The following is a 10470-nucleotide window of genomic DNA, read 5'->3' on the forward strand; positions in this document are numbered from 1 at the left end:
GACGCTTATTTCTCCATAAAAGTATTTGTTCCAGAATATCACTTTAAGCTTGGTATAAATTTAGATGCGTTTGCCCTGGGTTTGAGGTCAAGCAATCTAGCAGCTTGGATGCAGCCACCGTAGTAGATGTGGATGGCGTTGTACAAAGACTTGTTGTGTTTTTGAATTAGAGTTGCGCTGGGCATCACATCGCGAGGTAACTGGAACTTGTCAATCAAGTTGAATACCTCATCAATCAGCCGCTCGTCACACCACCGTCTTCTTTTAGTCATTTCTCTGCCTCAATAAAGCGAAGGTTTCCAGGATTTCTAGCTGGGTGGTCGTTAAGGTATCCTTCCACCACCTCTCCTACTTTCATTACTCGGTCACAGTACACGAATAAAGGCAAGGACATAGCACTCGCTGATGCAGGAATAATCGTAGCCTCGTTATCTGACGTATCAAAATCTTCTACACGAAACTTGCCACAGAAGTATGGATTTTTTAACTCTTGACGTGTCAGTTTGGTTTTGGAGCTGTAAATTTTCATACTTGAAAAAATCTCATTCTGTTGTAATTCTGAGTCATCAATGAAACAGTCATAATTGAATTAAATGTGATGTGTTAACTTCTCCCGTACCATCGTGAAGTAGGCTGCCCCTGGGTGTTTCCGTCTCAGGAGCAGCTTTTTATTTTTAGGCTTCTACACCTCTCTTACTCAAGTATTTGTCCAACATTTGCTGACGACCAAACTCAGCAGCGTTACTCTTAACAAGCGAAGTTGCTACATCCAGAAAACCTTGCTTAGTAAATCCAGCGCCAGAGGCTGCAAAGTAGGCATCTACTAACATGTTTTCAGCACGTCGCTTAGCGTACTCCCTTACACCTCCGTAGCACTCGAATGCAGAGTCTAGGTCGGCTGCATCGTCTACCTGAAAGGTTCTGGTAGTTTCTGAAAATCTTTCGCTGTTTGGATTTGGATGAGACCCGTAATCACGTACGGCAGCAGTAATAGTCTGCTTCTCGCGATTGAATTTCAGCGTTACCGATTCCGTGTCACCTTCGAGGTAGAAATTGGCTTTGTTTCCTTTGAACTCGAATGCGTATTGCGTGGCAAAGCTAAATGTTTCTGTGTAAAAACTGTCCATTTGATTTACTCCTTTGTTTGTGTACTCAAATACTCTGTAATCGCTCGTCGAACTATCTCTGCAAATGACACTCCCTGAGCGTCTGCTATCGCCTCAATCCCCTCCACATCAGAGAGCGAAAACGATATGTTTCTCTGTAATGTTCTGGCTTTACCTCGCATGGCAATTACTCAATCGATGTTGGAAAGATTAGTTGTAACATCGGTGAAAGTGGTTTGTAGGAAATGCATTGACTCAATAGAGCTAGCTTTGAGACATCTGATTTAGCTTGGAGCGGATAACCAGTAAAATATGCGCTGATTTCCACTCCTAAAACAAAAACGAGTTGGCTCAGAAAGGTGATTCTTGGGTCTCCCAGAAATTAACGATGGTGTAGTCCTGGGGTGGGAACACCAAATACACTACCTGAGCAGCCTCTAGGAGCGCCTTGCAGGTGTTTAGAGACTGGCAAAGGACATCTACATAATGCATCCGGTTATTGTCGTTAGAAAGCACCACCAAGATGAGGTGTAGTCCTACTTCTGTGTCACTTGGGTCTACGGAGAGATACGTGATTTCATTCGAGATTTGGAAAGTATCTTGTACTTCTGGTTCATAGCCAAACTCTACGGTGGGGATACCGTGAGCATCAATCGTTTGAAGTGGTAACATGATTGGTACATCCTCTTTTTTGGGTGCTAAGGGCGGCTGCTATCTTTTCCACGGAGTGCAGTCGCTCTTTGTCTTTTCATATTTCTAGTATAACAGGATTTTCACAGGATGAAAAATTATTTTCCTGTTATTTTATGTTAAGATTAGGGTGTAGAGTAAGGACAGTCCTAGTACGAGGTAAAAATGGGAACACCTGAAGGGAAAAAGCAGATTAGCGTTTATTTACAACCGGACATTAAGGATGAGCTAGCAAGGTTAGCTAAGGTTCGTAAACGCTCAGTAAATTCACTGGTCGAGATTTTAATAGAACAAGAGTTACAACAAGCCAAGAAGGGGGGAGAATTCCAATGATTATTAAAGATGCAGTTACAGGCAAGATTAAAAAGGTTGATGTAGATGATATGGCAGAGGTGACACCCACATATAGAACTATTGAATGGGCTAACCGAGAAATAGAAGCTGGGGATAAGCACTACCTTGCTGTGGCTCGTTGGATATGGGAAGAAAGCCAAGAGTGGGGATTGAGCCTATCAGCCACAATCAAGCAACTAGTTGAGCAAGGGTTGAAAATCAACTACAAAACAGCTCATCGCTGGATTAACGAAATCCCAGAGTACAAGCAGTTGCAGCAAGAAAAGAAAGCTAATCCTAGCTCAGATGCTTTGAGGATGAGAAAAAACTACCAACCGAAGAATTCTCAAAATGAGAAACCTTCGCCAGTAATTCCAGAATGGAGCGAGGAGAAAGAGGAGGAACTACGTAAGTATAGAGAACTAAAAGAACGGTTGAGGCTCAATGAAGAGAAATTTCGTAAGAGGCTAGAAGAGGAAAGAGAAGAAGACGAGAGAAAGTATCAGGAGGCTTTAGCTTCTGAAAAGCTGAATGAATATAACTCCTATAGTGCCTACTTATTTACACCAAAAAGTAGCTGGGATGGGGATGACGAACAATTAGAGCAAATTGTAGTACCCTCCAAATTATTTGATGACTACAAGAAATTAGCTATTGATGATGCCTCTAATGAAAGCGACTCAGTATTAATGCTTGTCTTCAACCTGGCAAAAAAAAAATATCTGTCAACTAACAAAGAGTCAAAAACGAGAAGTAACGCAGAAAGGTTTTTTCAAGAAGCAATTCTTCCAACCTTCTCTATAGACACAAAGTTTCTAGATGCTGTCCTCAGAACAGACGACGATAATTTGAAAGCAATGCTTCGGGAAGGCGTAGATTACGAGATGTTGGGCTATAAGTTTACCCAACTAGGTAAAAAGATAAAGAAGCTGAGAGTGAAGTGATGCTAGTTAACACGCCAGCCCTACTCCAAGACCTGCTGGCGCTGCTCCCTGAAGGTGGCTGTTAAGTATTGCTACAAAATATCTACTTTTGCAGCACCTCACACCATACTTAGCACCATACAAAACAAGGCAGTGGATTCTACTCTCTTCTCGAAAACCTTGCTCAAACTTACGCACAGCGACAGCAACAGAGTCAAGGTTTGCATTTCTTGTTAGTCCAACCCGATGATTCAGGCATGACCTATACTGGTTTCTGGCTGTTACGAGATGAGTAGAAAATACTTCTAGCGTACTTATAGGGGTTTTCAATTGGGTAAACACACCATCTGTAGGGGCGCACAGCCGTGCGCCCCTACAGATGTTACTGAAATTTTCCTCACAACTTCCTCAAACTGTTTCTATATAACCCATAACTGTAGAGCAAGTAGATAGAGTCAATGGCTTTTCCAAGGCTTATCGAGTTTCTATTGACTCAACCTAAATATGAGAGGAATTGAGTCTATGTTGCAATCAACAGCGAAGCGGCAACAGTTACAGAGTTCTAAAGAACAAGCCTTTGTGCTATGGTTTGAGGAAGTTGGCATTGCAGATATTCCTTTAGTAGGTGGTAAAAACGCCTCTTTAGGTGAAATGATTCAACAACTGACACCCAAAGGCATAAACGTACCTATGGGTTTCGCCACAACAGCTCATGCTTATCGCTACTTTATCGAGCAAGCAGGCTTACAAGAGCAGTTGCGATCGCTATTTGCCGATCTAGATGTGGAAGATGGAAATAATCTGCGGCAACGAGGTAAGCAAGCTCGTGCTTTAATTCTCAATACGCCGTTTCCGTCAGAATTAGCCAGCGCGATCGCGGATGCTTATTTGCAATTGTGTCAAAAATATGGCGACACGTCAGCGAGTTTGTGCGATCGCCTCGCGCCAGAATATCGCGAATCGTGCCAGCGTTCTAGTGGTGAGACTGATGTAGCAGTTCGATCTAGCGCTACAGCCGAAGATTTACCGGATGCAAGTTTTGCCGGACAGCAGGAAACATACCTCAACGTCCACGGCGTACAAGCAGTACTAGAAGCTTGTCATAAATGTTTTGCTTCTCTGTTTACCGACCGTGCTATTTCCTATCGCACGATTAAAGGCTTCGACCATTTTAATATTGCCTTGTCAGTGGGCGTGCAAAAGATGGTACGTTCTGACTTAGCGGCTTCTGGCGTGATGTTTTCCATCGATACGGAAACGGGGTGTAAAAATGCTGCCCTGATTACCGCTGCCTATGGTTTAGGGGAAAACGTCGTCCAAGGTGCAGTTAACCCCGACGAATATTTTGTCTTTAAGCCAACACTGCAACAAGGTTTTCGCCCCATTTTGGAAAAACGCTTGGGCAGTAAAGAAATTAAAATGGTCTACGATGTCGGTGGTAGCAAGCTGACAAAAAACGTCACCGTACCGGAATCAGAACGAGTCAAATATGCTCTCACGGATGATGAAGTTCTGATTTTAGCTCAATGGACTTGTATCATTGAAGACCATTATTCGGCAGTACGCGGCGTTTATACCCCGATGGATATTGAGTGGGCAAAGGATGGCTTAACGGGAGAATTATTCATCGTCCAAGCCCGTCCCGAAACCGTACAATCGCAAAAATCTACCAATACTATCAAGAGCTATCAACTTGTAGGGGCACATAGCAATGCGCCCGTACTGGCAAGAGGTCGTGCAGTCGGAGAGGCGATCGGTACTGGTAAAGCGCGGGTGATTTTGGATGTCCACAAACTCGACACTTTTCAACCAGGGGAAGTTTTGGTGACATATAAGACCGATCCCGACTGGGAACCGATTATGAAAAAAGCCAGCGCGATCGTGACTAATCAAGGTGGGAGGACGTGTCACGCGGCAATTATCGCGCGAGAAATGGGAATTCCCGCGATTGTGGGAACTGGTAATGCGATCGCCCAATTAAAAACAGGTCAGGAAGTGACGATTTCCTGCGCGGAAGGGGAAGAAGGACGGGTGTACGAGGGGATTTTGCCATATGAGGTGAAGGAGGTGGCGTTAGAAAACCTACCGCGGACGCGCACCCAGATCTTGATGAATGTGGGCAATCCCTCGGAAGCATTTAGTCTAGCAGCCATACCAAATGATGGTGTGGGTTTGGCACGATTGGAATTTATCATCGCCAATCATATTAAGGTGCATCCCTTGGCTTTGATACATTTCGACAAATTAGAAGACGAGGATGCTAAAAATCAAATTGCCTTGCTGACACAGCTATATGAAGATAAACCATCATACTTCGTCGATCGGCTAGCTCAGGGGATAGCGACGATCGCGGCTGCTTTTTATCCCAAATCTGTAGTCGTGCGTCTGTCTGACTTCAAGAGCAACGAGTATGCTAACCTTCTCGGTGGGAAGCAATTTGAGCCAGATGAAGAAAACCCGATGATTGGCTGGCGTGGTGCGTCTCGATACTACGACGAGAAATATCGTGAAGGTTTCGCCCTAGAGTGTCAAGCCTTGAAACGGGTACGGGATGAGATGGGTTTAACCAACGTCATTCCAATGGTTCCCTTCTGTCGCACGCCTGCGGAAGGACGCAAGGTGATGGCAGAAATGGAAAAATATGGTTTAAAACGGGGCGAAAATGGGTTGCAAGTCTACGTCATGTGCGAGATTCCTAACAACGTTATCTTGGCGAAACAATTCAGCGAAGTGTTTGATGGATTCTCAATTGGTTCCAATGACTTAACGCAACTCACTTTGGGACTCGATCGCGATTCTGGTTTAGTCGCGCACCTATTCGACGAACGCAATGAAGGCGTGAAAGAGATGGTACAAATGGCGATCGCTAAAGCTAAAGAAAACCAGCGCAAGATCGGGATCTGCGGTCAAGCACCCAGCGATTACCCAGAATTTGCCCGTTTCTTGGTCGAACAAGGAATTGACTCCATCAGTCTCAATCCAGATTCAGTTTTGAAAACTTTATTGGAAGTTGCTGCTGTTGAGGGTGTAGTTACACATTGACGTTTTTGTCAAGACGCGATTTGCATCTTGACAAAAAATTTGACTGAACTGCGACGAGCGATGAAACAAGAGATGAACGCGAGCCACCAAGAGCAACTGCTCGACTTCTTACAAGAAAAATTGGCAATTTCACCCAAGGCGATCGCGATGGTATTGCGGCTGAACGAGCAGAATCCCGGTCCCTTACCCATGCTGCTGTGGCAGTACGGTCTAATTTCTCTGGAGCAGTTAGAGCAGATTTTTGACTGGATGGCAAGCTAAATTGAGCTGCGAGCAACAAAAATATGCATTCTCATCCCCCAGCAAAAGTGCAATATCGAGCTACCGTCACGACTCATCCGAGTGGCGATAAGCGTTTTAAGCTTCTAGATGTCACGATTAAGCGACATCAGGCTCGACAAGATGCACTGATCGAGATCTTACACAAAGCACAGGAGCTTTTCGGTTATCTGGAAGATGACGTTCTGCTGTACGTTAGTCGCAGCTTGAAATTGCCTCCCAGTCGCGTTTATGGGGTGGCAACTTTCTATCACTTGTTTTCTCTTGCACCCCAAGGAGTTCACACTTGTACGGTTTGTACTGGAACTGCTTGTTATGTTAAGGGTGCAGCACAAATCTTGGCAGCAGTCGAGCAGAACGTTAAGATTCGTGCTGGTGAGACGACGGCAGATAAACAACTTTCTTTACTGACAGCCCGTTGTCTGGGTGCGTGTGGTATCGCTCCTGCGGTTGTATTTGACGGGACTGTATGCGGACATCAAACGGCAGAGTCAACTTGCGATCGCCTGGAAGAATGGCTGGAAGGCAGGTAGATTTCGCGCCAGCCGAGCGTATCCTCACAAGTTTCTCATACTTCTTTTCTAACTTCAGAGTGGAGTCGAAATCGGTCGTGGCGAGGAGGCAGCTAAAAAATGGATTTAACCCAATTACAGGAGATTGCCCAACACGAACGCGCCGCTCAAAAACCGATACAGATTCGTTGTTGCGTAGCTGCGGGGTGTCTATCTGCTGATTCCCTAGCTGTGAAACAAAGGCTTGAACGAGTAGTGGCAGAGACGGGTTTAGGGGATAAAGTGCAGGTTTGTGGTGTTGGTTGTATGCGCTTGTGCAGTCAAGGACCGTTAGTACAGGTCGCAGAAAGCACGCTTTACGAAAAAGTCACTCCTAAAGATGCACCCGCGATCGTTGCCACGATAGATACAGATGGAGAGATGTTTCATGAAACGTCTCTCCATGAAACGTCTCTACAACGTGGCGATTTGACCCAGCCGTTTTTTACTCAACAAATGCCAATTGTTTTAGAAAATAGCGGTAAGGTCGATCCAGAACGGATTGAATCTTATATTGCGGCAGAAGGATATCGGGGACTCTACCACGTTTTGCACGAGATGCAGCCGAACGAGGTGGTAGAGGCGATCGCCCAAAGTGGTTTGCGGGGACGTGGTGGTGCTGGTTATCCCACGGGTTTGAAATGGGCAACGGTAGCTAAGGCAAAGGGAGAACGCAAGTATGTTATCTGCAACGCTGATGAGGGCGATCCTGGCGCATTTATGGATCGCAGCGTCTTGGAAAGCGACCCGCATCGGGTGCTGGAAGGAATGGCGATCGCGGCGTATGCGATCGGGGCAAACCAAGGCTACATCTACGTTCGAGCTGAATATCCTACTGCCATTAGCCGCCTCCAAATTGCCATTCGTCAAGCCCAACGCCTCGGTTTGTTAGGCAGTCAAATCTTTGATTCACCTTTTGATTTCAAAATTGATATTCGCATTGGTGCGGGTGCTTATGTCTGTGGCGAAGAAACCGCATTAATGGCATCGATCGAAGGCAAGCGGGGTTTACCCAGTCCTCGCCCTCCTTATCCTGCTAAATCTGGTTTGTGGAAAAATCCGACTCTAATTAACAACGTCGAAACTTTTGCTAATATCGCGCCGATTATTCGTAAAGGTGCTGACTGGTTTGCCAGTATTGGTACAGCAAAAAGTAAAGGTACAAAGGTCTTCGCTTTAGCAGGCAAAATTCGCAATACGGGTTTGATTGAAGTCCCGATGGGAACGACTTTACAACAAATCGTCGAGCAAATGGGCGGCGGCGTACCCGGTGGCGGGGTGGCTAAAGCCGTGCAAACTGGTGGACCTTCAGGCGGATGCATCCCAGCTTCAGCTTTTGATACGCCTGTAGACTACGAATCGCTGGCTCAACTTGGTTCGATGATGGGTTCTGGTGGCATGATTGTCATGGATGAATCGACCAACATGGTAGATGTTGCCCGCTTTTTTATGGAATTTTGCATGGATGAGTCTTGTGGTAAATGTATTCCTTGTCGTGTCGGGACTGTACAGTTACATCGTTTATTAACCAAGATTCGGCAAGGTGAGGCATCATTAACCGATTTGGAATTGTTGGAAGAACTGTGTGACATGGTGAAAAATACCAGTTTGTGCGGTCTGGGTCAATCTGCACCTAATCCAGTACTTAGCACTTTGCGTTATTTCCGAGATGAGTATTTGACTTTGGTTGATGGCAGCGCCAGTAGATACTGCGATTTAAAGGCAAGGTAGAACAATAGCAATGGCAGTCAAAACTTTAACAATTAACGACCAACTCATCAGCGCCCTTGAGGAGCAAACCATATTGGAGGCAGCAAGGGATGCGGGAATTCATATTCCGACACTTTGCTATTTAGAAGGAGTTTCAGAGGTTGGTGCTTGTCGGCTTTGCTTGGTAGAAATTGCTGGCAGTCATAAACTGCAACCCGCTTGTGTAGCGAAAGTTGCGGAGGGGATGGAAGTGAAAACTCATACCCCAAGGTTGCAGAATTATCGTCGCACGATTGTCGAAATGTTGTTTGCAGAAGGCAATCATATTTGCTCGGTTTGCGTGGCGAATGGTAACTGTGAATTGCAAGACTTGGCGATTGAAATGGGTATGGAACACGTCCGATTAGAATATCATTTTCCCGATCGCCAAGTTGATGTGTCTCACGATCGCTATGGCATTGACCATAACCGTTGCGTTCTCTGCACTCGTTGTATTCGAGTCTGCGATGAAATCGAAGGGGCGCATACTTGGGATATGGCAGGTAGAGGCACAAACTCGCACGTCATTACCGATTTGAGTCAACCTTGGGGAACGTCACAAACTTGTACTTCCTGCGGTAAGTGTGTGAATGCTTGTCCCACAGGGGCGCTTTTCTACCAAGGTTCGAGTGTAGGGGAAATGAAACGCGATCGCGCCAAATTGGAATTTCTGGTGACAGCACGGGAGAAACAGCAATGGCAGATTTAGCGGGGGGTGATTCTTGTCAAGGTTCAAGCCAGTTCTCTTGTTGCAAGCCTGAAATATTGATAAGGTGGCGCGTGTTATCGGTTACAAGAATATCTTGTCGAAAACGGGCGATCGCAGCAATTATTGCGTCTATTTCTCCTGTTGGTCTGCCAATTTTTCTTAACTCAGCTTGAATCTTGCCAAATTCTTCAGCTGCACTCCGGTCAAACTCAATAACTGGCATCAAGTTCAGAAATTGCTCTAGTATAGTTAAGTTTTGCTGTACCCGTTGAGAGCAGTAGACTCCTTTATACAATTCAGCTACTACAATTGTGGGAAGATAGCAAAGACTTGCTTTGGCATTAAATTGTTTGATAGCAAAAATATTTTGTTTGAGTAAAGCTACACAAATATTTGTATCTAACAAATATACAAATTTTTTCCTTACTCATCAAGGGTTTCTATTGCTCTACCCCGCTCGGCATGACGCTGTGTGTCAATCTCAGAAAATATCGTATCGAGATCGGGTTGATTTTTCCATGCTCCAAATATTTGGTTGAGTCTAGTTAGTCTTTCCTGTTCGCTTAAAGGCTGCTCGATCTCAACTTCCATGTGAACTTCTGTGCCATCAGGAATGTTTATCTCTTCTAATAATTCAATGTTTTTACCACGCTTTGTACCTTTAACTTTCATCGCGAGCTGTTCCAGATATTAACAACGAGTTATACCCCCACTATACCTAAGTGTTAGAGTGGAGTATTCCGGTTGCCAGGAAGGCAAGAAGGAGAGTTAGCAGCCGTTTTGAAAAGACTCACATGGCGATTGGGTGCAGTTGAAGCAAAGGTGCGATCGCGCCTTCAACAGCTATCCAGTACCCAGTGAGAAGAATTAGCAGAAGCTCTATTAAGATTTTCTACGATTGAGAATCTAGTCACCTGGTTGCAAACTCATCAATAGTATTTGCGATCGCGACAAGGTATTATGGGCGATCGCTATCTTTGACAGTGTATTTTAGACAGATGCTAGTTATAACTGGAGTTTAGACTAACCAATGACAAAATGACTCAGCAGTACTGAGTTAACAAGCTACCCAGCTAAAAATATAAAAA

General features: G+C 45.0%; 15 protein-coding genes and 1 pseudogene. 9 read left to right on the forward strand and 7 right to left on the reverse strand.

Annotated features, from left to right (window positions below):
* Positions 1-38: 38 nt before the first annotated feature.
* From DSM107010_RS34890 to DSM107010_RS34910, 5 genes are all read right to left on the reverse strand, one after another.
* The gene (locus tag DSM107010_RS34890) at positions 39-272 is read right to left on the reverse strand and encodes a hypothetical protein (protein ID WP_106169486.1); all 234 of its coding nucleotides are present in this window, start codon (positions 270-272) and stop codon (positions 39-41) included.
* Positions 269-529, reverse strand: coding sequence for a hypothetical protein (locus tag DSM107010_RS34895; protein WP_106169487.1), 261 nt, complete (start codon positions 527-529; stop codon positions 269-271). Before DSM107010_RS34895 ends, DSM107010_RS34890 begins: the two co-directional genes overlap by 4 nt.
* A gap of 145 nt (positions 530-674) precedes the next feature.
* Positions 675-1127: a hypothetical protein gene (locus tag DSM107010_RS34900; protein WP_106169488.1), complete on the reverse strand. Its 453-nt coding sequence runs from the start codon at positions 1125-1127 to the stop codon at positions 675-677.
* Positions 1128-1132: 5 nt separating this feature from the next.
* Positions 1133-1288: a ribbon-helix-helix protein, CopG family gene (locus DSM107010_RS43390; protein ID WP_106169489.1), complete on the reverse strand. Its 156-nt coding sequence runs from the start codon at positions 1286-1288 to the stop codon at positions 1133-1135.
* A 169-nt stretch (positions 1289-1457) separates the two neighbouring features.
* Entirely contained in the window at positions 1458-1778 is a 321-nt protein-coding gene (locus DSM107010_RS34910) for a hypothetical protein (protein ID WP_106169490.1), read from the reverse strand.
* A 183-nt stretch (positions 1779-1961) separates the two neighbouring features.
* On the opposite strand from DSM107010_RS34910, the gene DSM107010_RS34915 reads away from it, so the two are divergent.
* The 8 genes and pseudogenes from DSM107010_RS34915 to hoxU all read left to right on the forward strand — a co-directional run bounded on the left by DSM107010_RS34915 (position 1962) and on the right by hoxU (position 9382).
* Complete coding sequence (locus DSM107010_RS34915) at positions 1962-2129, forward strand: ribbon-helix-helix protein, CopG family (RefSeq protein WP_106169491.1); 168 nt, start codon at positions 1962-1964, stop codon at positions 2127-2129.
* Positions 2126-3073: a hypothetical protein gene (locus DSM107010_RS34920; protein ID WP_127025161.1), complete on the forward strand. Its 948-nt coding sequence runs from the start codon at positions 2126-2128 to the stop codon at positions 3071-3073. The genes DSM107010_RS34915 and DSM107010_RS34920 overlap by 4 nt, the downstream gene beginning before the upstream one ends.
* Before the next feature lie 161 nt (positions 3074-3234).
* Positions 3235-3348, forward strand: a pseudogene (locus DSM107010_RS34925) (Tab2 family RNA-binding protein); the annotation flags it as partial.
* A 226-nt stretch (positions 3349-3574) separates the two neighbouring features.
* Positions 3575-6094, forward strand: coding sequence for a phosphoenolpyruvate synthase (gene ppsA, locus DSM107010_RS34930; RefSeq protein ID WP_127025164.1), 2520 nt, complete (start codon positions 3575-3577; stop codon positions 6092-6094).
* 60 nt (positions 6095-6154) lie between these two features.
* Positions 6155-6355, forward strand: a complete 201-nt coding sequence (locus DSM107010_RS34935) for a DUF2949 domain-containing protein (protein ID WP_015153236.1) — start codon at positions 6155-6157, stop codon at positions 6353-6355.
* Between the two features lie 23 nt (positions 6356-6378).
* On the forward strand, positions 6379-6906 hold the full coding sequence (gene hoxE / locus DSM107010_RS34940; protein ID WP_106170142.1) for a bidirectional hydrogenase complex protein HoxE: 528 nt from the start codon (positions 6379-6381) through the stop codon (positions 6904-6906).
* A gap of 99 nt (positions 6907-7005) precedes the next feature.
* A complete protein-coding gene (gene nuoF / locus DSM107010_RS34945; protein WP_106170140.1) occupies positions 7006-8655 on the forward strand; it encodes an NADH-quinone oxidoreductase subunit NuoF in 1650 nt (549 codons plus the stop codon).
* A gap of 10 nt (positions 8656-8665) precedes the next feature.
* The gene (gene hoxU / locus DSM107010_RS34950; RefSeq protein ID WP_015153233.1) at positions 8666-9382 is read left to right on the forward strand and encodes a bidirectional hydrogenase complex protein HoxU; all 717 of its coding nucleotides are present in this window, start codon (positions 8666-8668) and stop codon (positions 9380-9382) included.
* A gap of 16 nt (positions 9383-9398) precedes the next feature.
* Here the strand turns inward: hoxU and DSM107010_RS34955 are convergent, their stop codons facing one another.
* Positions 9399-9788: a type II toxin-antitoxin system VapC family toxin gene (locus DSM107010_RS34955; RefSeq protein WP_106170136.1), complete on the reverse strand. Its 390-nt coding sequence runs from the start codon at positions 9786-9788 to the stop codon at positions 9399-9401.
* Between the two features lie 17 nt (positions 9789-9805).
* Entirely contained in the window at positions 9806-10054 is a 249-nt protein-coding gene (locus DSM107010_RS34960) for a hypothetical protein (protein ID WP_015153231.1), read from the reverse strand.
* 72 nt (positions 10055-10126) lie between these two features.
* Here DSM107010_RS34960 and DSM107010_RS34965 point away from each other — a divergent pair, with 72 nt between their 5' ends.
* A complete protein-coding gene (locus DSM107010_RS34965; RefSeq protein ID WP_127025167.1) occupies positions 10127-10243 on the forward strand; it encodes a DUF4351 domain-containing protein in 117 nt (38 codons plus the stop codon).
* Positions 10244-10470: the final 227 nt, after the last annotated feature.

Origin of the sequence: Chroococcidiopsis cubana SAG 39.79 (assembly GCF_003991895.1) — a bacterium.
GTDB classification, from domain to species: domain Bacteria; phylum Cyanobacteriota; class Cyanobacteriia; order Cyanobacteriales; family Chroococcidiopsidaceae; genus Chroococcidiopsis; species Chroococcidiopsis thermalis.

Coding starts and splice junctions, on each gene's coding strand:
- DSM107010_RS34900 (WP_106169488.1), bottom strand. CDS start 1,127: ATGGACAGTTTTTACACAGAAACATTTAGCTTTGCCACGCAATACGCA.
- nuoF (WP_106170140.1), top strand. CDS start 7,006: ATGGATTTAACCCAATTACAGGAGATTGCCCAACACGAACGCGCCGCT.
- DSM107010_RS34935 (WP_015153236.1), top strand. CDS start 6,155: ATGAAACAAGAGATGAACGCGAGCCACCAAGAGCAACTGCTCGACTTC.
- ppsA (WP_127025164.1), top strand. CDS start 3,575: ATGTTGCAATCAACAGCGAAGCGGCAACAGTTACAGAGTTCTAAAGAA.
- hoxE (WP_106170142.1), top strand. CDS start 6,379: ATGCATTCTCATCCCCCAGCAAAAGTGCAATATCGAGCTACCGTCACG.
- DSM107010_RS34890 (WP_106169486.1), bottom strand. CDS start 272: ATGACTAAAAGAAGACGGTGGTGTGACGAGCGGCTGATTGATGAGGTA.
- DSM107010_RS43390 (WP_106169489.1), bottom strand. CDS start 1,288: ATGCGAGGTAAAGCCAGAACATTACAGAGAAACATATCGTTTTCGCTC.
- DSM107010_RS34895 (WP_106169487.1), bottom strand. CDS start 529: ATGAAAATTTACAGCTCCAAAACCAAACTGACACGTCAAGAGTTAAAA.
- DSM107010_RS34960 (WP_015153231.1), bottom strand. CDS start 10,054: ATGAAAGTTAAAGGTACAAAGCGTGGTAAAAACATTGAATTATTAGAA.
- DSM107010_RS34920 (WP_127025161.1), top strand. CDS start 2,126: ATGATTATTAAAGATGCAGTTACAGGCAAGATTAAAAAGGTTGATGTA.
- DSM107010_RS34915 (WP_106169491.1), top strand. CDS start 1,962: ATGGGAACACCTGAAGGGAAAAAGCAGATTAGCGTTTATTTACAACCG.
- hoxU (WP_015153233.1), top strand. CDS start 8,666: ATGGCAGTCAAAACTTTAACAATTAACGACCAACTCATCAGCGCCCTT.
- DSM107010_RS34910 (WP_106169490.1), bottom strand. CDS start 1,778: ATGTTACCACTTCAAACGATTGATGCTCACGGTATCCCCACCGTAGAG.